This window comes from Robertmurraya korlensis NBRC 107688 (assembly GCF_001591645.1).
Taxonomy (GTDB): domain Bacteria; phylum Bacillota; class Bacilli; order Bacillales; family Cytobacillaceae; genus Robertmurraya_A.
On record NZ_BCVH01000003.1, the window covers coordinates 187873 to 212388 of the forward strand.

Consider the following 24516-nt stretch of genomic DNA (forward strand, 5'->3'; position numbering starts at 1 on the left):
TTTGATTTGTCAATGGTGCGAATCTGACACAGCAAGGGAAACGAGCAACACAGTCTATTGGGAACTTCCAGATGGAACAATTGCAATCGAAATACTAGAAACACCATCCATTCATTGCTTAGAATGCGGTATGACCTATCAAACAGATCATACAGTGAAAGAAATCGAGGATCATCTATTTTTAATAGATTGCTCAAAGCTCGAAAAAAGTGTGAAGTATGAAACACTTATGGCCGTTCCACGCTTGTTGAAGCGAAACTACTTTGATTTTTCATTATAAACAGCAAGATGTATCCGTTTTTCATTAGGTGATAGTTACTTTCGTTTAAGGTCAAGGTATTCCCTTCAAATGCTATATAAATTTGAAGGGAATATGCAATAGTTTTGTAGTTTTCTCACAATGTTAAATATAGACGGGAGTCGGGAGGACAAGAATGGGATCACTCAATAGCTATAAAAACGAACATAATAGTCAGAATGTTCAGAATAAAAAAGAGGGTAAAGAGCATGTCAAACGGAAACTAAAGGCACGTCACATGACGATGATTGCTATTGGAGGGTCAATTGGTACAGGGATATTTTTAGCGACTGGGGCATCCATTCAAACAGCTGGACCTGGTGGTGCACTTATAGCTTATGGAGCAATTGGCATCATGGTCTACTTTTTGATGACAAGTCTCGGTGAAATGGCCACTTTCATGCCGGTCTCGGGGTCCTTTTCGACATATGGCAGCCGTTTTGTCGATCCGGCATTTGGTTTTGCGCTTGGTTGGAACTATTGGTTTAACTGGGCTGTTACACTTGCCGTTGAAATCGTTGCATCAGCTATTATTATGAAGTTCTGGTTTCCGGATGTACCGAGCATCGTCTGGAGTATATTGTTTTTAGGTCTAATCTTTTTATTGAATGCATTGTCAGTGAAAAGTTACGGAGAATCCGAGTATTGGTTTTCCCTAATCAAAGTAGTAACCATCATTGTTTTCATTGGAGTTGGTATGCTCACCATTTTCGGTATTTTGGGCGGAGAGTACATCGGATTTAAAAATTTTACTGTCGAACATGCTCCTTTTAACGGAGGCCTTTTGTCTGTGTTAAGTATTTTTTTTATCGCAGGTTTTTCGTTTCAAGGAACGGAACTCGTGGGGATTGCTGCAGGTGAAAGTGAAGATCCGGAGAAAAATGTGCCAAAGGCAATCCGACAAGTATTTTGGCGAATTCTCCTATTTTATATCGTCGCCATTGCGGTCATTGGTTTAATTATTCCTTATACAAGTCCTGACCTGTTAGGAAGGGATGTCGACAACATCGCAGTCAGCCCTTTTACCCTTGTATTTGAGAAAGTGGGCATCGCGTTTGCGGCATCTGTGATGAATGCGGTTATATTGACTTCCGTCTTATCGGCAGGAACTTCCGGTTTATATGCTTCGACACGCATGCTTTGGTCTATGGCAAAGGACGGACAGGCACCTAAATTTCTACAAAATGTAAATGATCGCGGGATTCCGATGAATGCCCTTGTTATGACGACGATTATTGGAGGCTTCGCCTTTTTAACTTCCATTTTTGGAGATCAAGTGTATACATGGTTATTAAATGCGTCCGGCTTAACTGGATTTATTGCATGGCTTGGAATTGCAGTTAGTCACTATCGTTTTAGAAAAGCATATATGGCTCAAGGCAGAGACATGAGTGATTTGAAATTCAAAGCGAAATGGTTCCCGTTAGGTCCAATTCTCGCTTTAGCGATGTGCATCTTTGTCATTCTCGGCCAAAATTATCAAGCTTTTTTAACTAGTGAGATTGATTGGTATGGAGTAGTCGTGTCCTATCTAGGTTTACCGATCTTTTTGGCATTGTGGTTCGGGTTTAAACTTGTTCATAAAACAAAGATCGTTCCACTAAAGGAATGTTCTTTTGAGGATAAGTCCTCACAATAGAGATACCGTGATTCGTTTCGTTAGCTGCTCATAATTAGGCCAAAGGATTGTTTGGTCGATTGAACGAATGCAGAAGGTATTGTCTTAGATATCCAGACTAAGGGGTGCCATATGGGAGAAGTAGGGGTAAAAGAGATCCATACAGAACGAAAGTCAGATGAGTCTTTGAACCTTTTCAAATCAACACAGATTGTGATAAAAGAAGCCTTAGATAAATTGGGTTATACCTATGAGATGTACCAATTATTAAAAGAGCCATTGAGAATGTTTACTGTTCGTATGCCAGTTAGAATGGATGACGGTTCGACTAAAATATTCACTGGATATCGCGCCCAGCATAATGATGCGGTTGGACCCACTAAAGGCGGCGTTCGTTTTCATCCTGAAGTGGACGAGGACGAAGTGAAGGCATTGTCGATGTGGATGAGTTTAAAATGCGGCATTGTTGACCTTCCCTATGGGGGCGGAAAAGGTGGTATTATTTGCGACCCAAGAATGATGTCAATGGGAGAACTCGAGCGGCTAAGCAGGGCCTACGTGCGGGCAATCAGTCAAATTGTAGGACCTACAAAGGATATACCTGCTCCAGATGTTTATACGAATGCACAAATTATGGCGTGGATGATGGATGAATACAGCAGGCTTCGTGAATACGATTCTCCTGGATTTATCACAGGGAAACCACTTGTGCTTGGTGGCTCCCATGGCCGTGAAAAGGCCACTGCACAAGGAGTCGTCATTTGTATAGAAGAAGCTGCAAAAAAACGGGGAATTGCCATCAAAGGGTCTCGGGTGGTCGTTCAAGGGTTTGGGAATGCAGGAAGTTTTTTAGCAAAATTTATGCATGATGCCGGAGCAAAGGTCATCGGGATATCTGATGCTTATGGTGCACTATATGAACCAGAGGGGTTGGATATTGATTACTTATTAGAAAGTAGAGATAGCTTTGGAACGGTAACAACATTATTTGAAAACAAGATTACAAACAAAGAGTTACTTGAGCTTGACTGTGACATTCTAGTCCCAGCTGCCATTTCCAACCAAATTACCGCAGCTAATGCACATAATATCAAAGCTTCAATTGTTGTCGAGGCAGCTAATGGTCCAACCACCCTAGAAGGAACTAACATACTTTCTGATAGGGAAATCCTATTAGTACCAGATGTTTTAGCGAGTTCAGGAGGGGTAACGGTATCCTATTTTGAATGGGTTCAAAACAACCAGGGTTACTATTGGAGTGAAGAAGAAGTAAATGAAAAACTTCGTAAAGTGCTCGTTCAATCATTTAATCATGTTTATGAAACATCCCAACAACGGAATATTAACATGCGTTTAGCCGCTTATATGGTAGGTGTTCGCAAAATGTCTGAAGCATCAAGATTTAGAGGTTGGGTATAAATAAGTGAGTTTCCCTTCATACGCAAAAGAACTTGCATGGATCATGCAAGTTCTTTTGTGATTTATCCAAAATCAAAAGATCGTTTTTGCAATTAGAAAAGGCTGTTCCCAACATGCTATAGAAAATTAGGAGACGGTTCTATTGCTTCTGAAGATTTGTTTACTAATTTAACCCAATGCGAAGACGATCAACTATCATTCTCTAAATATGGTATAGTAAATGCAAGTATAGTTCATTTGTCCCACTAAATACTGGAAATACCATGTTCTAAATGCTGGTTTAGTTCACTCATTCCACTAATTATTGGAAACATCATGTTCTAAATGCTCGTTTAGTTCACTCATTCCACTAAATACTGGAAACATCATGTCCTAAATGCCCATTTAGTTCACCCGTTCCACTAATTACTGGAAGTTGCATGTTCTAAATGCTCATTTTGCTCACCTATTCCACTACTTCCTGAAGATAACATATCCTATAGAAAAATGACCGTATCAAAACATTAGATAGGGGAACCACCTATATGAACATGAATGAATTAAGAACATTTTTAGTAAAAAACAACAATAATGAAGCGCCTGATTGGAATGTCATAAAGGAAGTGTATCATCCGGAATCGATTGTAGTAAATGATCAGGAAGTGTACGTTTTCAATCTGAGTTTTGATTCCTCAACTACTCCTGTGGAAGATAACATTGTGATCTGGCAGCAATTGCCTACCGCATACGTCCCTATACATATTCATCATTACATCGAAATGATCTACGTCTATCAGGGAACATGTACAGTGGTTATTGATAAGGGTGAAATGAGGCTAACTGAGGGAGCCATTATTATCATTGATAAAAACACTCCTCATACGGTAAAGGATATTTCACCATCAGATATCATTATAGATATCAAACTCAAGCATGACTTTCTGTCGTCAGGGTTTCTTAGCCGTTTTACCAATAAGAGCATTATCTCTCAATTTTTAATAGATTCTCTCATTAACAAGCGAAGAGAGAACAATTTTCTTTATTTTCCTTTGGAAAGCGATTCCAAGATTGTTGGGATTATGGAGCAAATCATGTGTGAGTATTTCGATAAGGACTTTGTTTCGGCGGATATGATCAATGCGTATCTTTTCATTCTCTTAACAGAATTAATCCGTCACGCAAATAGTACAACAGATAAAAAGACGGACCAGATGACACAGAATGATGTCATTGTTCTCGATTTTCTCAAGTTTATTGAAGACCATTATAAGGAATGCACCTTAACCGACATGGCTGATTATTTTCGGTACCATCCAAACTATATATCGGCTGTCCTTAAAAAAGCGACAGGAAAATCGTTTAAAGAACTTCTTCAGAACCAACGCTTAAATAAGGCAGTTCTATATCTATCAAACTCTGACTTGCCTATACCTGAGATTGCCGAGGAAGTTGGTTACTCAAGTGTTTCTTTCTTTTACAAAAAGTTTAATGAGGTGTTTGGTCAAACACCGAAAGAATATAGGGAAAACCACCGCTAAAACGAATGGCTTAGTTCTATAGGGGCTAAAGCCATTTCTATTTTCAACCTTTTTTCAATCGATAGTATACAAACGTCCACTCCTTATCCAAAAATGAAGTGCCGTTTAAAATCTTTGATTCGAGCAATCATCATCTTTGTTTTTACTATTATTTTAACTGAAAACGCTTGCTACAATGAAATCAGAAAGTAAGTTGTAGCAGCGAGGAGTGTTAGAAATGGAATGGCAATTTCCACCCAATTTTCTTTGGGGATCAACAACAGCAGCGTATCAAGTGGAAGGAAATAATGTGAACAGCGATTTTTGGGCAGAGGAGCATGCGGAAGGCTCACCGTATAAAGATAAATCTGGTGATACAATCGACCATTATCGTCTTTATCGAGAGGACATTGCTCTCATGGCCAGTCTGGGTTTGAATACTTACCGGTTCTCGATTGAGTGGTCTAGAGTCGAACCAGAACCAGGACAATACTCACGGTCAGCCATTGAGCATTACCGGGATGTACTGGAGACATGCTACAAGCACGGGATCACACCTATAGTAGCGATGCACCATTTTTCCTCCCCCAAGTGGCTGATGAGATTAGGCGGATGGGCGAGCCCAGAGGTACCTGACCGTTTTGCTAAATATTGTGAAGTGGTTTTCCGTGAAATTGGACATCTAATCCCACATGTATTGACCATGAATGAAATCAACTTGCCGGTTATGTTACGTGAGATTTTTTCAAGAATCGGATTCATCCCACCTGTTGGGATTGATAGAGATGCCTGGACGGCTCCGAAATGGAGAGAATCAGCTGCTCAATTGTGCGGAACCACCACCCAGAACTACTTTACCTTTCACATGATTTCAGATGAGTTTTCTATCCATAATTTAAAAGAAACTCATCGTAAGGCACGTGAGGCAATCAAGCGCATTCAGCCAAATACAAAAGTAGGATTTTCGATGGCTCTTTCCGATATTCAGTCGATCCCTGGTGGGGAAGAAGAGGCCGATCGAAAGTGGAACAGCTATTTCCGACAATATCTAGATATGTTGGAAGGAGATGACTTCTTTGGGCTTCAAAATTATACAAGGGAAGTTTACGGACCAGAGGGCCAAGTAAAACCAGCTGAAGGGGCGGAACTTACCCAAATGGGATATGAGTTTTATCCAAAGGCACTTAGTAATGTCATCCGAAAGGTAGCCAAAGACATATCGATACCGATAATCATTACCGAACATGGGATTGCAACGGATGAGGACGAGCGCCGGGTAGCGTTTATCCGAGAAGCATTAGAGGGTGTACAGGACTGTTTGAGCGAAGGCTTAGACGTTCGAGGGTATCTTCACTGGACCACTTTTGATAATTTTGAGTGGCAATCTGGCTATGCTTTGAAGTTCGGGTTGATAGAAGTGGACCGATCAACGCAGGAAAGAAAGGTAAAGGAAAGTGGCAGGTACTTAGGTCGATTAGCTCAACAGGAAAGTTTAGCTTCAAAATAATTTTCATGGCTCCCTGGGTCTTAGTTCCGGGGGCTGTAAAGAAATCTTTGAAACACGCAAAGAAAAACTTTGCTTTTGCTATTATCCTAAATGAAAACGCTTGCTATAATATCGGGAATGGAAGATTAATAGGGAGGTTATGAAAATGGATGTAGGTTTACTGAATAAAACGCCTTTTAAAAGATTGGTAATTGCAGCCATGCTGGGAGTAGGTACGTCGATTGCTCCTTTGGTTTTACTATCATTTGGACTTTCTACCTTTATTGTAATTAGAATTGTTGGACAAGAACATGCAACGGCTGCCTTTGCAACTGCCACGGGAATATCCGGAATAGCGGTCGTACTCTTTGGACTTTTAAGTGGAGTGATAGCGGATAAGACGAAAGTAAGGATGGGGAGAAGACGGTTTTGGATGATTGTGGGCAGTATTGGTGGAGCCCTATCTATGTTAGCCCTTACGTATGCTTCATCTATCCCAATGTTTATCATCTCTATGTGTTTGATCAATTTCTTTTACGGGATGGTTGCACTCTCTTGCTACGCCATTGTTCCTGAACAAGTAGAAGCGGAGAAGTATGGTCGAGTAGCCGGGTTAATTGGTGCAGCAGCACCTGCATTCGTTATGACGGGACAAATGACGATGGGAGCTTTTGCCGATTCTACTCTTGAACAGAAAATGATTACGATTATAATTGTCCAACTGATCGGTGGATTTTTAGCGGCTAGCCTTATTAAAGACAACTCTTTTGCAGGGATTACAACGGGTGAAAAGAAATCATTGGGTCTCCGTGGCTTCTACCCAAGTTTTAAAGAATATCCTTCCTATACATGGGCGTTATTAACTAAGTTATTTATTAACTTCTCTAATGCGGGGATGGGGATGTTAACGCTATTCTACATTACAAGATTTCATCTAGGCGAAGCCGACATATTCAAAATCATGGGACTTACGGCACCTGCGATTATGTTAATGGTTTTAGCTGGCATTCTTGGAGGTTTCTTATCAGACAAGGTAAAGAAGCAAAAGCCTTTTGTAATGGGAGCAGCACTTATTACAGGACTTTGTTTAATTGCCTTTGCCTTTTCAACAAACGTTACATGGGTCATCGTTGGTAACTTTATCTTTAACTTTGGATTCGGAATGTACAATGCAGTTGACAATGCTCTTGTTAACCGGATTCTTCCTTCCAAAGAACAGGCAGCAAAGGATATCTCGATTATGAACACCACGACAAGTCTGTCTTCTACCCTAGTAAACTTTGCAGCACCAAGTATCATTGCTTTAGGAGTCAGCCTGTTTGGTGGAGATGGTTATACATTATTTTTCCTAGTGCTTGCTGCCTTCTCCATTCTTTCAGCAGTGGTGGTTATTCCAATTCCTGAGATGGAACCAAAGGCAAAGGATAACAATGTTTCTTCTAATGAAATAGTAGCTTAACCATAGATAAATATGACAAGGGATGAGGTATACTAGTATATTCATCCCTATTGTCTTTTTCTTGTTTCACTAAAACCGAGAATTTTCTTTAGATAATGTTATGACTATATAAAAATATGTCATAATCGTGCTATTAATAAGCCTTATTTGTAGCAGTAAGAAGTAACTGAATTAACTATAATTAATTAATTATAGAAAAGGAGGATTAAAAATGGATGGTGTTATGCGTGGATTCTATAGCATTTCAGAATGGGTTATGCGATTGGCCTATGTGAATGTATTATGGATATTTTTTTCAATGATCGGTTTGCTTTTATTTGGTTTCTTTCCCTCAACAATTGCCATGTTTGCGGTGGTTCGCAAATGGGTGAGGAAGGAAATCGATGCACCCATTTTTAAAATCTTCTGGTCCACATATAGAAGTGAATTTTTAAAAAGTAATCTGTTAGGAATAGTTATCTTATTTTCTGGATTTTTGATGTATTTCAACTTTACGATTATTGAAGCAACAGTTATTCCAGCGTTTAAAATTCTATATATACCCACCATTATCCTTACCATGTTGTATATCCTTACGCTTTTATATATTTTTCCAGTATTTGTACACTTCAACATCAGGTTAGTAGAAATAATAAAAAATTCTATCATTCTAATGACAGTAAATCCTTTAATTACATTCAGCAAACTGGTATTGACGGGTCTCTTGATATTTCTTTATCTTACATTTCCGGGGGTTCTTCCTTTTTTTAGTGGGAGTGTTATTGCGATATTGCTAATGTTCTTAAGTAACCATGTATTCCAAAAGATTCAAGAATCACAATAACTAGATGATGAATAGTCAGAGAGTATAGTTAGAATTCCACAGAAAAATGAAAGCACTTACATCACTATGAAGCAGACGGTAGTTGGGAATATCACTCTTTTAAACTTAAATGTTGGAATTTTCGTTATTTTCAAACGGTTAAATATTCTTTAAGATAAAGGCATAGTTTTATATATTTTTTTATATAGAAGGAGTCCAACAAGTGAAATTAAAAATTACACCGAATTCTATCGTTTTTAAGTTAATATTTGGGTTTTTATTGCTCACTATTCCAGTGCTTGTCTTCCTAATATACAGTAATTATCACGCGATGAATGTTGTCCGTGATGAAGTAGCAGAATCAAATAAAAAAATGGTAACGCTTTATATGGATACGATTGATCGAAAGTTAAAAACTGTGGAGGTATATCTATTAAACCTAGCAACGTTTGACACAGATATCCAGCAACTAGAATATTTTTTATCAGAGAAGGATTATACGTTAGCAAAAATAAGAGCACAAAGAAAGATAAAAGACCATATTTTAATGTTTGATTCGATTGAATCGCTTTTTTTATTTTCGAATTATACGAATGAATTCACTGAAGCGTTCAAACTTGATAGCGCACCTTACCGGGATAGGGAAAATGCAAGAAACTATATAAGACAAGTGATTCATGACGACAGTTGGCAGGTAAATGAAAAGGGCTGGCATCTAAAATCGATTGACGGTGAACACTACTTGTTCCGTTATATAAAAACAAGTGGGACAGTAGTGGGAGCATGGTTAAATTTGGAGACGCTATTAACACCACTAAATTTGATTGATATAGGTGATGAGGGAGCTTCTTTTTTTGTTACTGAATCAGGTAACGCTGTAGGTGCACCGTCTAGTTTAATGGAAGAAAACTACATAGAATTAATGAGTAATTTAGATAATTACTATCTAACAGGAGATGAGGAAACATTTTTAACTGTTGGTCAACCATCAGCAACCGCAAATTTTAGTCTCGTAGCGCTGATACCTGATGAAAAGATAACAGAAAATTTCCAAGCACTAAAGAAAATTGTTACTTTTGCGGCCTTTGGGTACTTAATTTTAATCCCTTTATGTCTTTATCAATTAAATAAGACAGTATTATCTCCTCTTAACAAAATCGTTCATGCAATGAGGAGAATAGGGAAAGGGAATTTAGATATTCGTTTGCCACGAAATTCTACTTCAGAAGAATTGCAGCTTGTGAATCATACCTTCAATACGATGATGGATCAAATACAAGAATTAAAGATTAATATCTATGAGCAACGAATATTGAAACAAAAGGCAGAACTACAATACTTGCAATATCAAATTAATCCGCATTTCTTTATGAATACGTTAAATATTATTTTTAGTTTTGCTCAAGTAAAAAAACATGACCTAGTTCAAGAAATGACATTATGTCTAGTGCGATATTTTCGATATATATTAAGGGGAAATGAGGACTTTGCTGTATTAAAAGATGAATTAGAGCATATTAAAAACTATTTGCGCATTCAAGAATTACGATTTCCTGAACGTTTTACTTATCAATTTACTGTAGAAGAGCATTTACTATGTGCTAAGCTTCCTCCAGTTGTTATTCAAACATTTGTTGAGAATACGATTAAATACGCCGTTAATATGGATAAGTCGATTCACTTGTCTATTAAAGTTGAGTCAGTAAAGACTGACGAAAAAGAGGAGAAAATAAAGATAACTATTCAAGATAATGGTGATGGTTTTCCAGAAGACGTATTAAACAATCTTAATGCGGGTAATCGACTAATTGGTGACCAGGAACAACATATTGGGATCTGGAATGTGCAAAGAAGGTTGCAATTGGTATATGAGGATCATGCACAGATTGTTTTTGGCCATGCCTCTCCAATGGGAGCGTTAGTTGAAGTGATTCTGCCTTTTAAGAAAACTAGAAATTCAAAAGGGGGAAGGAAAAATGTACTCGGTATTAATTGTAGATGATGAAATTCATGCGGTTAAGGGTGTTGAGGCTGGTGTTAACTGGGAAAGTCTTCATGTAGAGAAAGTGTACACGGCACATAATAATCGACAAGCAAAAGAAATTTTTGCACATCATTCTATTGATATTCTGCTTTGTGATATCGAAATGCCTCAGGGAAGTGGATTAGATCTCTTAGTATGGGTACGAGAATTCTATCCAAAAACAGAGTGTATTTTTCTTACATGCCACGCCGATTTTAGTTTTGCAAAAAAGGCTATTCATTTAGGAAGTATGGATTATATATTAAAGCCCGTGCCTTTTGCCGAGTTAGAAGAAGTGATAAAAAAGGCTAATCAAAAAATAAATAAAGAATTAGAATTACAACAAGAAAGCAAATGGGGCCGGAATTGGGTTAAAAATCAACCACTATTAGTTGAGCGTTTCTGGCATGACATCCTTAATGGAAGCATTGAAAGTACCTTACAGGCGATTAAGGATGCAGCTAGTGAGCGTTCTATTGAATTTAGTGAAAAGAGAAAGCTTTTACCTATTCTTATATGTTTCCAAGGCTGGAAGGATAAAAGGTTACATGAGGTAAGGTCATCCGAACAGGTATTGAAAAAAGCAGCTGAAGAGTTTTTTGGTGAGCAAAATGGCTATAATATACAAGTTATTCGCCAAGGTCAGGATAAGCTGATTGCAATTTTATCGGTTGTGAATGAAGAAGAGCTGGATCGAAATAAATTGAGACAGATGTGTGGTTTTTATTTAAATTATTGCCAAACCTCTTATGATTGTAATTTATCTTGTTATATTGGCACACTAACAACAGCAGATGAATTCATTACGATGGTTGATGAATTGTATGACCTGGATCGAAATAATGTATCATTCCTTAATAAAGTGTTCTTTATTGATGAGAAGATCGTTATTGATTCAAATCTAAAATTACCTGATATGAGTTTATGGTCCGTCATGCTTCAGGAAGGTAAGTACAATCAAGTGATTGCAGAGGCTCGTGCGATTGTGGAAGCTATATATAATGATGGAATTGATGCAAAAAGGCTACGCAATTTTTATCACGATTTTCAGCAGATGATTTATTATACGTTAAAGCAAAAAGGGATTCAGGCCCATGTTATTTTTAATGACAATGAATCTATAAATAAACTAAATTCTGCATGCAAATCGGTGAAGGATTTAATGGAATGGATTTCTCACAGTACGGCGCGAGTGGAACAATATTCAGAAAGCAATAGTAAATCTGAATCTGTCCTAGAAAAAGTCATTAAATATATTACAGCAAACATTGACCAAAATATCTCTCGTGAGGATATTGCCAATGAAGTTTTTTTGAATCCAGATTATTTATCCAGAATTTTTAAAAAGGAAACAGGGTTTTCTATTTCTGAATATTTAGTTAATGAACGTATGAATATATCCAAAGAATTATTAGAAAAAACCGATATGTCGGTTAGTTCGGTAGCTACATATGTTGGATACAGCAACTTTTCATATTTCTCGAAACTATTCAAAAAAAATCAAGGGGTAACGCCCGTAGAATATAGACTAAAGGTTCAACAAAAATCAAGTTAATTAAACTTACTTATGCTTAATCTTTAGCATTTATTAATTGTCCCGTTCTTTATTGTACGGGACATAATTTTTTTAGTCGTAAAACTACTAGTGAAAAGTCTAATGAGAAGTAGTGAGGGGAGAAATGAATGCGTTATCATTTAGGTAACTAGAAGGTTACTAAAAGTTAAAGGAGGGTTTTGGGTGGCAGAAACAATTAGAAAAGACTTGGAATACGAAAATGATCCGAACTTGGTGCATAATGCGCCTACAAAGGTGAGAGTCAAAAAGAAAATAAGAACGTTTAAGAGATATATTCCCTTTTTCATCATGTTAGCACCTGGGTTACTTTATCTTCTTATCAATAATTATTTGCCCATGTTTGGACTTGTCATTGCATTTAAAGATTTTAACTTTGTAAAAGGTATTTTGGGGAGTGAGTGGGTCGGTTTTAAAAACTTTGAGTTTTTGTTTAAAACACAGGATGCATTTATTATTACCCGAAACACACTATTATACAATGGTTTCTTTATTGTTTTGAATACGGTTTCAGCTGTTGGTGTTGCGATTCTTTTAAATGAGATTAGGAAAGTTTTCTTTGTCAGATTGTATCAAAGTATTATTTTAATCCCTTTTTTAATTTCAATGGTAGTAGTTAGTTATTTGGTATATGCAGGTTTAAGTGTAGAGAGTGGAATTCTTAATAACACTATATTGCCACTTCTAGGATTAGAACCCATTTCTTGGTACATGGAGCCAAAATACTGGCCGTTTATCTTGCCTATCATTAATCTTTGGAAAAGTATTGGTTTTTTTACAATTATATTTTTCTCTGCCATTCTCGGGATTGATAAAGAATATTATGAAGCTGCTACATTGGATGGTGCATCTAAGTGGCAGCAAATAAAAAAAATAACCATTCCTCTAATCTCACCGGTAATTATCATGATGACCTTGCTATCAATTGGACGTATTTTCTATTCGGACTTTGGGTTGTTTTATCAAGTGCCATTAAATTCGGGTATGTTGTATGATACAACAAATGTTATTGATACGTATGTATATCGGGGACTGCTACAGCTTGGAGATATTGGAATGGCATCAGCGGCAGGTTTCTATCAGTCTATTGTTGGATTTATTTTGGTCCTTATTGCTAATTTAATCGTACGAAAACGAAGCAAAGATAATGCTTTATTTTAAATAGGGGGTGTTGTGAATGACAAAAGAAACGCGAAGGTGGCAATGGATTTCACATATTTGTTTAGCTAGTATTTCCATCTTTTGTATCATTCCGTTTCTATTATTAATTATCTCATCGATTTCTGATGAAATGTCTATTCTTCAAAATGGATATTCATTTTTACCTGAAAGCTTTAGTAGAGATGCCTATCTCTATCTTTGGGAACAACGTGGACAGTTAATCAGAGCATATGGAATAACCATCTTTGTAACCGTTGTTGGAACTTCTATTGGGTTAGCTCTTACAGCCTTACTTGCCTATCCGTTGTCGCGCAAAGATTTACCTTTAGGGAAGTTTTTCACTTTTTTGGTTTTCTTTACGTTATTATTTAATGGAGGTTTAGTACCAACGTATTATGTATACACACAAATTTTTGATATAAAAAATACCATCTGGGCTCTCATTATACCTGTGCTCCTGGTTAACGGCTTTAATGTTCTGCTGATGAGAACGTTTTTTATGAATACCATTCCAGATGCTGTTCTAGAATCAGCTCGAATTGATGGAGCTGGTGAATTTAGAGCTTTTTTCTCAATTGTATTGCCTTTGTCCTTGCCGATTTTAGCAACAATTGGGTTGCTTCAAACAATTATGTATTGGAACGATTGGATGAATGGATTAATTTATCTAACTGATCCATCACTCTACAGTATTCAAAATATATTAAATCGGATCCTAACAGATATTCAGTTTTTAACTAGTAACAGTGATTACGCTGCACAATCAGGAAAAACCATCTCGCAGTTGCCATCTGCTACGATAAGAATGGCTATCGCAGTTGTAGGCATTTTGCCAATAATAGTAGCTTACCCATTTTTTCAAAAGTACTTAGTTAAAGGAATCACAATTGGATCAGTCAAATAGTCGAAATATTGTTATTCATATGTCTGAATTGTAGCGGTGATACGATATGAAAACCCTTACAATTTAGTTGTACAAAAAAATATATAAAAGGGGTGGCAAGGATGAAGTATTTTAATAGGTTGAAAGTACTGTTTTTGGCAACTTTATTGTTGGTTACAGCTTGTACAAAGAATGAAAGCACCACCAATAGTTCTGACCAGTCTGAAGGAAGCAATAATGGGAAAGAAGAGACTTATGAGCTTGTCATGGCTTTTCCAGTGTTTGGACCTGTACCTAAAGATATGGATAAGGTAGAGGCAGCTATCAATAAAATTTCAAAAGAGAAGATTAATGCAACGGTTGACCTGGAACCAATAAGTATTGGAGCCTATGATCAACAATATAACTTAATGTTAACTAGTAATGAAAAACTAGACTTGTTAATGGTAAGTTTTAGAACGGTTGACGGCCTTATATCAAAGGGTTCATTACATGAGTTAGATGACTTACTAGAAAAGTATGGTGATGGAATCAAGCAAGTTTTCGAGCCTGAATACTTAAATGCAGCCAAGCACAATAACAAGCATTTTATTATACCTAATTATAATGAAATGGCTGAAAGTAACGGACTTTTGATTCCGAAAAAATACGTGGATGACTACGGTATTGATTTAAGTAAGGTTACAGAATTTAAGGATTTGGAATACGTATTTGAGCAAATTAAGAAAAATAATTCTGATATTGCTCCACTTGTTCCTGCAGGTGTAGGTTTCTCAATCCTTGATCATTATCGTTGGTATGATTCACTAGGGGATTCCATAGGTGTGTTGCCGAATTACGATAATGATTTACAAGTCGTAAATTTATATGAAACTCATGAATATGAGGAACATTTGAATCTGCTAAGAAAATGGTATGAAGCAGGGTATATTATGAAAGATGCAGCGACAAATCAGGATAGCCAAATTGATTTACTTAAGTCGGGTAGAGGAGCAGCACTCATTTCAGGAATGAAGCCAGGTATTGCAGAAGATGAGTCAATAAAGTTTGGTATGGAGATGGTTGCTACACCATTGACTGAAGCTTATTCGACCACTAGAAATGTTGTTGGTTTAAACTGGGGTATCCCGATTACTTCAGAAAATCCCGAAAAAGCAATGCAATTCCTTGACTTGATGTTTAGCAATGAAGAGATTGCTCGTTTGCTCCATTGGGGAATTGAAGGGGAGCATTATGTGGAGGTATCAGAAAATGTGATTGATTATCCAGAGGGTGTAGACGGGTCCAATTCTGGTTATGCACTAAACCAAAACTGGATGTTTGGAAATCAATTTGGTTCAGGTTATGTTTGGAATGGTACAAGTCCAAAATTAGCACAGGACTATAAAGAGTTTAACCAAACTGCTCATCTCTCAAAAGCGTTAGGTTTTACATTTAATGCAGAACCTGTAAGAAACGAATATACGGCTGTTAGTAACGTTATTGATCAATATAAGTTATCTTTAGAAACAGGAAGTGTAGATCCAGATGAGGTTCTTCCAGAGTTTATTTCTAAGTTAAAAGCAGCCGGAATAGATACAATTATTAAAGAAAAACAAAAACAGCTAGACGAATGGGCTAGTCATCAGTAATAAACTTTGTTGACAAAACCATCCTATTGGGTGGTTTTGTCTTTTCAGTTTTCTAAAAAGTATCATGAGATGTTCGATCAAACACCTAAAGAATAGAGGGAAAATCACAGCTGAAACGAATGCCTTAGTTCGATAGGATACTAGGTTCTTTCTATTTCATCCTTTTTCGTCCAGTCCATCTTATTCTAACTTTCTCATTTGCACGAAAATGTAGTGCCATCATTTAAATCTTTGATTCGAGTAATAATAGTCTTTGGTTTTATCATTAAATTATTTGAAAACGCTTGATAAAATGAAAGTAGAAGGTAAGTTGTATCAGCATTGTTAGAATGGAGTTTGATTTTCCACTGAAACGCTTGCTATGTTTTTGAAAATGGATGATTTAAGTAGATTAACATTAGTTAGACAATACAGGGGGTGAGGTATACTTAGTATATTCATCCCTATTGTCTTTTGACAATTTGTGTGGAAAGGAATCATAGAAAAATGACAAACTTAACAGTAGAAGCTTTAACAAGTGAGTATCGAAAAAATCCTTTAGGAATGGATATAGAAAGACCTCGTATTAGTTGGAAGATCCAATCTGATTTACGAGGAACGATACAAAAGGCGTATCAGATTCAAGTAGCAGTAGATCAAGATTTCCATGAAACGTTATGGGATACAGGCGTTGTCCAATCAGAGAAATCGATTCAAATTGAATATTCTGGTCCTCCTCTTGTATCCCGTACCAGATATTTTTACCGCATCAAGATTTGGGATAGCTATAACCGTGAATCGGATTGGAGTGAAACAGCCTGGTGGGAAACAGCCCTATTTTCTCCAGAAGATTGGAAGGCCGAGTGGATCACACCTGCCCCTGAACAATTGGATTCTCAATCGGAAGCGGCTTTTCTTTTACGAAGAGAATTTACGCTTAAGACAGGGATTTCTTCGGCTCGGGCGTATGGCACCGGTGTTGGTTTATATGAATTATTCTTAAATGGAGAGCGGGTCGGAGAGGATTTGCTTGCTCCAGGCTGGACTAGCTATCATAAACGGCTACAATATCAAACATATGATGTAACGGAACAGCTTCAAGATGGTGCAAATGCGATGGGAATTGTACTAGCTGACGGATGGTATAAAGGGAATCTGGTCAGAGAGGAACACCGAAATATTTATGGTGACACACGTGCAGCAAGGTTCCAGCTTCATGTCACTTATCACGACGGGACAGAAGAGTGTATTGTAACGGACCCTACTTGGAAAGCAGCAACAGGTCCTATTTTATTCTCAGAAATTTATCATGGGGAAACGTACGATGCCAGACTGGAACAAGAGGGATGGAGCCAACCCGATTTTCATGATGAGGATTGGGCCGACACCTTCATTCCGGAAATGCCGATCACTCAATTGGTGGCACAGGAAAATGATCCGGTCCGTGTCACAGAAGTTCTAAAACCAATCGAATCGTTTGTTACTCCAGCTGGCGATACCGTTCTAGACATGGGCCAAAACATGGTCGGTCGGATTCGATTCCAAGTCCGTGCTCCTGAAGGTACTCGAATTGTCTTGAGACATGCCGAGGTACTAGATAAGGAAGGGAATATTTACTTTGGCAATTTAAAATTTGCCAAGCAGAAGGTTGAATACATTGCAAAAGGGGAAGGGATTGAAACCTTTGCACCCAATTTTACGTTCCAAGGCTTCCGTTATGTAAAAGTGGAAGGATACCCAGGACAGGAAAATGGGCTTCCTCTTAATAACTTTATAGGGGAAGTCATCCATACCGATATGGAACCAACTGGAACCTTCGAATGTTCCGATCCACTTGTGAACCGACTGCAGCAGAATATTGTTTGGGGGCAAAGAGGAAACTTCCTAGATGTGCCGACCGATTGTCCGCAGCGAAGTGAGAGACTTGGATGGACCGCAGATGCTCAGGTCTTTGTTCAGACGGCCTTATTTAATTATCATGGAGGGCCATTCTTTACCAAATGGCTACGAGATTTACAAGCGGATCAGTTGCCGGACGGCAATGTACCATTTGTCATTCCCAATGTAGAGGGTGGAAAGGGCTCTGCCGCCTGGGGGGATGCAGCGACGATCATTCCTTGGACGGTCTATCAGACATATGGGGATAAGCGAGTGCTAGCCGATCAATATGACAGCATGAAAGCTTGGGTGGAATATATTCGCAGGCAGGGAAAAAATGAATGCCTATGGAACACAGGCTTTCATTTCGGCGATTGGTTAGCTCTGGATGCGAAAGAAAATAGCTTTGTTGGAGTCACACCAAAGGATTTGATTGCGACAGTGTTTTATGCGTATTCCACAAGAATCTTAAGAGATGCGGCAAAGGTTCTTGAGAAAGCTGAAGATGTTGAAGAATATAGCACACTATTAACTAATATTATTGAACAATTTAACGACGAATTTGTTTCCCCAGCAGGACGATTGGTGTCTCCTACCCAAACGGCTCATATCATTGCGTTAATGTTTGATATGGTGGATGGGAAAGCAATGGAAAGAACGGCTTATGAACTGAACGAGTTAATTATTCAAAATGACTATCATTTAAATACCGGCTTTGTGGGAACTCCGTATATTTGTTTTGCTCTTTCAAAAGGCGGTTATCACGAAACCGCGGTGAAATTACTAATGAAGGACGATTATCCATCTTGGCTGTACCAAATTAAAAAAGGTGCCACCACTGTTTGGGAGCATTGGGATAGCATTAAACCAGACGGCTCGTTCTGGAGTGACCAAATGAATTCATTTAACCATTATGCTTACGGGTCCATCGGCAATTGGATGTACAAAGTCATAGCTGGGCTCGATATGGATGCGACAAGTCCTGCCTATAAGAAAATCAAAATCGAACCGAAATTTGCTGGATTGTCATTCACTTCTGCAAAAGCAGTTCATGAATCCATGTATGGAAAAATCGTCTCATCTTGGAAGCTAACAAACGAACAGGTAGAGCTTGAAGTCGAGGTTCCTCCGAACACAACAGCAGACATTCTTTTACCAAAAGCAACACTTGCTGATGTTTATGAAGGGGAAGAGTTATTAGTATCAAGTGATATCCATTCATTTATGGAAACGGCAGAAGGTGTAAAAGTGACAGTGGGTTCTGGATCCTATCAGTTTGTCTATCCAAACGAGCAGGGACTAAGACCAATTTTTACTGAGGATACGAAAATTATCGACTTCCTTGATCACAAAGAGGCAGGAGCTGTCCTTGAAAAAGTAGCACCAGGCATGACCAAACCACCGGCTCTTTTTACAACGAAAGCAAGGAGTCTGAAAGAGTTACTAGAAATGGGAGAAGCAAACCTTACAGAGGAGAAAGTGAAAGAGATTCTTGAAGAAATCAATCAGCTTGAATGGGAAGCTGTATTGGTTTAAATCATTAAACACTTTAAATGAACGATTAAAACCATCCGATTGGATGGTTTTTTCATTTCTATGTCTCACCTTCGAAGATGAGTTTTTTTAATGCAAAATTTATTTCCTCTCTCTCTTTTAATATATATAGTAAATCTTGTAGAATGACTTATGGGACTTTCATTGGGAAGCGAGAAAGATGGATCGACAGGACAGGGTGCCTGTCCCGGTGTCCCGCGTTTAAGGAGGCACATATGATACGCATAGCAATTGTTGAGGACGAGGTTACTTACCAAGAGCAATTAACAGAATATCTTCACAGGTTTGAAGAAGATAGAGGTGAAACCATTGAAATGGAGACCTTTTCTGATGGTGATGAGTTTGTTGAACATTATAAGGCCCAATTTGACATTATCTTAATGGATGTTCAAATGCGCTTTATGGATGGAATGTCTGCAGCAGAAGAAATTAGAAAAGTGGACTCTGAAGTAGTGATTATTTTTATTACGAATATGGCACAGTATGCCATCAAAGGATATGCCGTGGATGCATTGGATTATGTATTAAAGCCGATTTCCTATTTTCAGTTTTCACAGCGCTTGAATCGGGCGGTTGAACGAATGAAAAAGAGGGAATCCCATTATCTTACGGTGAGTTTAAAAGGTGGGGTGAAACGGCTTCAGATTTCTGATATCTATTATGTGGAAAGTCAAGGTCATAACCTTATTTTTCGTACCAATAAAGGGGAGCTGACCGCATCAGGAACGATGAAGGAATTAGAAAAAGAATTATCCAGTTTTCATTTTTATCGAGGGCATAAAGGGTATCTCATCAATTTAGAGCATGTAGAAGGAATGAAGGATAACTGTGCGGTGGTCAATGGGGAAGAACTTCTTGTGAGTCGTACGAAAAAGAAAGGGTTCATGGAAGCTTTGGCCCATTATTGGGGTGAGGTGATTAAATGAACGATGTTCTCCCTGATATCCCCAGGATCTATACCGCCTTGGCTGAGTGGATGGCTTGCATTGTGTACATCTCGGTATTAAAAAAACTACTAACGGGATGGAAGCTGGTTGCTTTCGCCGGTGTGGTTTTGATTGGACAAGTGGTATTTTTGGTATTGACTAAAGATTTACCGATTGTTCTTTGGATTCCTAGTATGGTTGTAGCCATTGGACTTATGTTTGCGTTCATCTATAGAAGTTGCGACATTTCTGCTTTAGAAGCAGGTTATTTTAGTGCAAGGGCATTCGTAGCAGCTGAGCTAGTGGCTTCATTGGAGTGGCAAGTGCATTTCTATTTTTTGAAGGGGAAAAACAGTGATTGGTTATTGGCAGGGTTGATCCTGATTATAGTTTACGGGGTTTCATTTTTGGTGATTTGGATATTAGAGAAACGACAAATCCCTGATGGTGGGAAATTAAATATTCGACCACGTGAATTATGGTCAACGGTTGTGATTGGAGCAGCCGTTTTTGGTATTAGTAATTTAAGCTTTGTGACGGCAAGAACCCCTTTTAGCGGAAAATATGCGCAAGAAATCTTTAATATTCGAACCTTGGTAGACCTAGGTGGATTTACGATTGTTTATGCCTATCATATTCAATTAAAGGAACTAAGGGTGAGACATGAACTGAAGGCAGTGGAGAATATCCTTCAAAATCAATACTCGCAATATCAGCAATCAAAAGAAAGTATTGAAATCATCAACTTTAAGTACCACGATTTAAAGAATCAAATTATCGCTTTACGAGCAGAAGAGGACTCAGATAAGAGAAACGAATTTTTAACGAAGATGGAAAATGACATCAAGTCATACGAAGCACAACATAAAACAGGACACCATGTGCTGGATACCTTACTGGCTAGCAAAAATATGTATTGTATTAAAAATGGCATTACGTTAACCTGTGTGGCAGATGGAACCTTGCTTAAAGGGATTGATGTGATCGATATTTGTACGATTTTTGGTAATGCTCTGGATAATGCGATTGAATATGAACAAAAGATTGAAGACGAAGAAAAAAGATTAATTCATGTTTCGTTATTTTCTCAAAAAGATTTTCTCATGATTCGCATTGAAAATTATTTCGAAGGAGAGCTCGAGCTTGAAGGGGACTTACCCGCAACAACAAAAGAAGATTCGTATTATCATGGTTATGGGTTAAAGAGTATTCGATACGCGGTACAGAAGTATGGCGGGGTAGTTAATGTGGATCAAAAGGACAGCTGGTTTGAACTGAAGATTCTCATACCCAAGCTATCCTAGAGTGGCAGCTGATTGATAATAGAGGAAATGATAAGAAAGGCTTGGGTGATGTGCTAACTTCCTATCCAAGCCTTTTTCATGTGTAATGTCCGTTCATGCAAAAAATCGTACCGTTTATGCAAGCGCTCTTATATACAGAAAAAAATGTGATACCATTTCGTTGTAAAGCGGTAAGGAAGAGGTCAATCATTAATGTAAGCGTAGACAAAAAATGGATGACTTCTTGTTGAACACTAGATATAGAGAGGGGAACAATGGCATGCAACAAACAGAAAAACCAAAGATGAGCAAGAAGAAAAGGAATACACTCATCTCATTAAGTACATTGGTGTTTTTACTTGCTGGAGTACTAATCTATGGATTTGTTATCACTTCATCAGGTTACTGGCTATTGGCCAAATTTAAGCCGGATACAGAGGAACAAAAACTTTCGTACTCTACCGCTGTAGAGAGCATTGAGAAGATTACGGATGAGGGATTCGTATTAATGCAAAACAACGACAACCTTCTCCCAATTGCCACTTCTGAAAAAGAAAAAGCGAAGATTAACGTTTTTGGAACAAGATCGGTTGTCACTTTATTTAACTCAGGTGGTTCAACCGCAACAGATGTTGCGAACGCGGTTAAACTCGAAGAGGCCCTTCAAGGCCCAGATGGAAATTTTGAATTGAATCAAGATTTGTTATACCTCAATTATAATTTCTATAAAAAAGGTAATATTTCCATTGATGAAACGTCAGCGCCTAAAAACAAAAGTGATTCTGAAATATTAGGAACCGCTTCAAACCTTATTCTCCCTGAGGTACCTAAGAACGCCTATGAAGATACCTCATTATATAGCGATGGAAAGACGATTATCGAACATGCAAAGGATTTCTCAGATACAGCGATGGTAGTCATTGGTCGTGGTGGTGGAGAAATGACCGAATTAGGACCGAATGATCTTCAACTTACATCTGAAGAAAAAGATATGGTTGATGTGGTGAGCACGAACTTTGAAAATGTGATCTTACTTATTAACTCTACCAATGTGATAGAGCTTGGCTTTTTAGAGGATTATCCTTCTATTAAAAGTGTGGTATGGATGGGATTCCCAGGAGAATCTGGTACAAAATCATTAGCAAGAATTTTAAATGGGAAGGTCAATCCATCCGGTCATTTAGTCGACACTTGGGTGTCGGATGTCATGAGTATGCCTGCAGCCAAAAACTATATGAAACTTGAAGAGGATGGAAACTGGGCTGAAGGCAAAAATCATTATACAAATGCCGGTCAAGTTACAAACCCTCTAACGCAGAAAAAAGAAGATGTTGGTTTCTTTACTCAGTTACATGAAGGAATTTATGTCGGGTACAAATATTATGAAACACGCCATATGACAGATGAAAGCTACAATTATGATGAAGAAGTTGTCTTTCCATTCGGACATGGTCTAAGCTACACTTCATTCGAAAAGGAAATCGTAGAAATGACGGTAGACGGGGAAGAAGTTACCGTCCGCGTAGCTGTCAAGAATACAGGAGATGAACCTGGTAAGGATAGTATTCAAATTTATTATAATCCTCCTTATACAGGTGCTATTGAAAAATCTACCGTGAACCTTGTAGATTTCAAAAAGACAAATGAAATTCAGCCTGGAGAAACAGAAATTTATCCTCTTACATTTAAAGTAGAGGACATGGCTTCGTACGATTATAAAGAAAACAAGGCGTATGTTCTAGAAGCTGGTGACTACGAGATCATGCTTATGGAAAATGCTCATAGCAAACTTGACTCAGAAACGTATTCTCTTGACGATTCGATTGTTTATAATTCTGAAAATGCTGGGAATCGACCGACAGATACTCAGGTAGCAACCAACCAATTTGAAGATGCTCATCATATTGATGACTATTTAACAAGGGACTGGGATCAAGCAAGCAGGGCCTTTACTGGACCACAGGATTCAGATTTCGTTGCATCAAAAGAAATTCTCGATGCAATGACGTATGAAACACCTACTGATCAAGAATTGGGACTTACCTCTTCTGATATTCCAAAATATGGACAAGAATTAGATCAGCCTATCATGCTTTCTGATATGGTAAATGTTGATTACAATGATCCAAAATGGAACGATTTCGTTTCACAATTAACACTTGAAGAAATGGCTAACATTAGTGGTACGGGTGCTTACCAACTACTTGAAATTAAAAGATTGGGAGTTCCGAAAACCTTACAGCCAGATGGCTCGATGGCGATTGCTTCCAACACCTATTCAGGTCCTATTATGGGAGTGGAAGGAGTGGGTGTTACGTATCCAGCACCAAGTGTGACGGCTTCTACATGGAATCAGGATGCTGGTTATCTCATGGGAATCAGTGTTGGAACAGAAGCACAAGCATTCGGGTACAACGGCTGGTATTCTCCAGCAATGAATATTCATCGTACACCATTTAATGGAAGAAACTTTGAATACTATAGTGAAGATGGTGTTCTTTCCGGAAAGATTGCTGCACAAGTCGTAAAGGGTGCGAATGAAAAAGGTGTCATCACTTATATCAAGCACTTTGCTTTAAATGAACGTGAAACAGGGGTTCGCTCAACTCTATTTACTTGGTCTAATGAGCAGGCCATTCGTGAAATCTACCTAAAGCCATTTGAAATAGCTGTTAAAGAAGGTGGAAGTCTTGGAGTGATGTCTTCGTTTAACTTCATTGGTTTAACATGGGCAGGTGGACATGACGGTTTACTCAACCAAGTTCTTAGAAATGAATGGGGCTTTAAGGGATTAGTCCTAACCGATGCTCATATGTATGAGCATATGAATCCTATGCAAATGCTTTATGAAGGTGGAGATGTTTCTCTAGACGTTATGGCCATTTGGAAAGGTGGAGCAAACAACAGTAAGATATGGTTAGACGCAGCTCAAGAGCCATCTACTCAAATTAACACCATTAAAAACTTACAAAGAGCCAGTAAGAACACACTTTATGCCGTTTCTCGTTCTTGGAAGATGCAAAACTAGAATTTAAAGATAGACATAA

16 protein-coding genes are annotated in these 24516 nt (G+C 38.1%); all 16 read left to right on the forward strand.

Annotated features, from left to right (window positions below):
• Position 1: 1 nt before the first annotated feature.
• Positions 2-280, forward strand: a complete 279-nt coding sequence (locus BKO01S_RS07345) for a YokU family protein (RefSeq protein ID WP_066051075.1) — start codon at positions 2-4, stop codon at positions 278-280.
• Positions 281-434: 154 nt separating this feature from the next.
• Entirely contained in the window at positions 435-1937 is a 1503-nt protein-coding gene (locus tag BKO01S_RS07350; RefSeq protein ID WP_066051078.1) for an amino acid permease, read from the forward strand.
• 111 nt (positions 1938-2048) lie between these two features.
• Complete coding sequence (locus BKO01S_RS07355; RefSeq protein ID WP_066051080.1) at positions 2049-3335, forward strand: Glu/Leu/Phe/Val family dehydrogenase; 1287 nt, start codon at positions 2049-2051, stop codon at positions 3333-3335.
• A 524-nt stretch (positions 3336-3859) separates the two neighbouring features.
• A complete protein-coding gene (locus tag BKO01S_RS07360; RefSeq protein ID WP_066051081.1) occupies positions 3860-4852 on the forward strand; it encodes an AraC family transcriptional regulator in 993 nt (330 codons plus the stop codon).
• A 217-nt stretch (positions 4853-5069) separates the two neighbouring features.
• The gene (locus tag BKO01S_RS07365) at positions 5070-6338 is read left to right on the forward strand and encodes a glycoside hydrolase family 1 protein (RefSeq protein ID WP_066051082.1); all 1269 of its coding nucleotides are present in this window, start codon (positions 5070-5072) and stop codon (positions 6336-6338) included.
• A 145-nt stretch (positions 6339-6483) separates the two neighbouring features.
• Positions 6484-7776 carry an MFS transporter gene (locus tag BKO01S_RS07370; protein WP_066051086.1) on the forward strand — a complete coding sequence of 431 codons (1293 nt, stop codon included), beginning with the start codon at positions 6484-6486 and terminating at the stop codon, positions 7774-7776.
• Between the two features lie 211 nt (positions 7777-7987).
• Positions 7988-8599 (forward strand): YesL family protein, encoded by a 612-nt coding sequence (locus BKO01S_RS07375; RefSeq protein WP_066051089.1) that lies wholly within the window; start codon positions 7988-7990, stop codon positions 8597-8599.
• A gap of 202 nt (positions 8600-8801) precedes the next feature.
• Positions 8802-10580, forward strand: a complete 1779-nt coding sequence (locus BKO01S_RS07380; RefSeq protein WP_066051092.1) for a sensor histidine kinase — start codon at positions 8802-8804, stop codon at positions 10578-10580.
• Positions 10555-12156, forward strand: coding sequence for a response regulator transcription factor (locus BKO01S_RS07385; protein ID WP_066051095.1), 1602 nt, complete (start codon positions 10555-10557; stop codon positions 12154-12156). The genes BKO01S_RS07380 and BKO01S_RS07385 overlap by 26 nt, the downstream gene beginning before the upstream one ends.
• 309 nt (positions 12157-12465) lie before the next feature.
• Positions 12466-13335, forward strand: a complete 870-nt coding sequence (locus BKO01S_RS07390) for an ABC transporter permease (RefSeq protein WP_084362008.1) — start codon at positions 12466-12468, stop codon at positions 13333-13335.
• 16 nt (positions 13336-13351) lie between these two features.
• Positions 13352-14239: a carbohydrate ABC transporter permease gene (locus BKO01S_RS07395; RefSeq protein WP_066051098.1), complete on the forward strand. Its 888-nt coding sequence runs from the start codon at positions 13352-13354 to the stop codon at positions 14237-14239.
• A 101-nt stretch (positions 14240-14340) separates the two neighbouring features.
• Positions 14341-15849 carry an ABC transporter substrate-binding protein gene (locus BKO01S_RS07400; protein ID WP_066051099.1) on the forward strand — a complete coding sequence of 503 codons (1509 nt, stop codon included), beginning with the start codon at positions 14341-14343 and terminating at the stop codon, positions 15847-15849.
• A 486-nt stretch (positions 15850-16335) separates the two neighbouring features.
• On the forward strand, positions 16336-19242 hold the full coding sequence (locus BKO01S_RS07405) for an alpha-L-rhamnosidase (RefSeq protein ID WP_066051103.1): 2907 nt from the start codon (positions 16336-16338) through the stop codon (positions 19240-19242).
• 233 nt (positions 19243-19475) lie between these two features.
• Positions 19476-20186 carry a LytR/AlgR family response regulator transcription factor gene (locus BKO01S_RS07410; RefSeq protein ID WP_066051107.1) on the forward strand — a complete coding sequence of 237 codons (711 nt, stop codon included), beginning with the start codon at positions 19476-19478 and terminating at the stop codon, positions 20184-20186.
• Complete coding sequence (locus BKO01S_RS07415) at positions 20183-21490, forward strand: ATP-binding protein (RefSeq protein ID WP_066051110.1); 1308 nt, start codon at positions 20183-20185, stop codon at positions 21488-21490. Before BKO01S_RS07410 ends, BKO01S_RS07415 begins: the two co-directional genes overlap by 4 nt.
• A 259-nt stretch (positions 21491-21749) precedes the next feature.
• On the forward strand, positions 21750-24497 hold the full coding sequence (locus BKO01S_RS07420) for a beta-glucosidase (RefSeq protein ID WP_066051113.1): 2748 nt from the start codon (positions 21750-21752) through the stop codon (positions 24495-24497).
• Positions 24498-24516 lie beyond the last annotated feature (19 nt).

Coding starts and splice junctions, on each gene's coding strand:
- BKO01S_RS07390 (WP_084362008.1), top strand. CDS start 12,466: ATGTTAGCACCTGGGTTACTTTATCTTCTTATCAATAATTATTTGCCC.
- BKO01S_RS07370 (WP_066051086.1), top strand. CDS start 6,484: ATGGATGTAGGTTTACTGAATAAAACGCCTTTTAAAAGATTGGTAATT.
- BKO01S_RS07400 (WP_066051099.1), top strand. CDS start 14,341: ATGAAGTATTTTAATAGGTTGAAAGTACTGTTTTTGGCAACTTTATTG.
- BKO01S_RS07355 (WP_066051080.1), top strand. CDS start 2,049: ATGGGAGAAGTAGGGGTAAAAGAGATCCATACAGAACGAAAGTCAGAT.
- BKO01S_RS07375 (WP_066051089.1), top strand. CDS start 7,988: ATGGATGGTGTTATGCGTGGATTCTATAGCATTTCAGAATGGGTTATG.
- BKO01S_RS07395 (WP_066051098.1), top strand. CDS start 13,352: ATGACAAAAGAAACGCGAAGGTGGCAATGGATTTCACATATTTGTTTA.
- BKO01S_RS07385 (WP_066051095.1), top strand. CDS start 10,555: ATGTACTCGGTATTAATTGTAGATGATGAAATTCATGCGGTTAAGGGT.
- BKO01S_RS07350 (WP_066051078.1), top strand. CDS start 435: ATGGGATCACTCAATAGCTATAAAAACGAACATAATAGTCAGAATGTT.
- BKO01S_RS07365 (WP_066051082.1), top strand. CDS start 5,070: ATGGAATGGCAATTTCCACCCAATTTTCTTTGGGGATCAACAACAGCA.
- BKO01S_RS07410 (WP_066051107.1), top strand. CDS start 19,476: ATGATACGCATAGCAATTGTTGAGGACGAGGTTACTTACCAAGAGCAA.
- BKO01S_RS07415 (WP_066051110.1), top strand. CDS start 20,183: ATGAACGATGTTCTCCCTGATATCCCCAGGATCTATACCGCCTTGGCT.
- BKO01S_RS07405 (WP_066051103.1), top strand. CDS start 16,336: ATGACAAACTTAACAGTAGAAGCTTTAACAAGTGAGTATCGAAAAAAT.
- BKO01S_RS07420 (WP_066051113.1), top strand. CDS start 21,750: ATGCAACAAACAGAAAAACCAAAGATGAGCAAGAAGAAAAGGAATACA.
- BKO01S_RS07360 (WP_066051081.1), top strand. CDS start 3,860: ATGAACATGAATGAATTAAGAACATTTTTAGTAAAAAACAACAATAAT.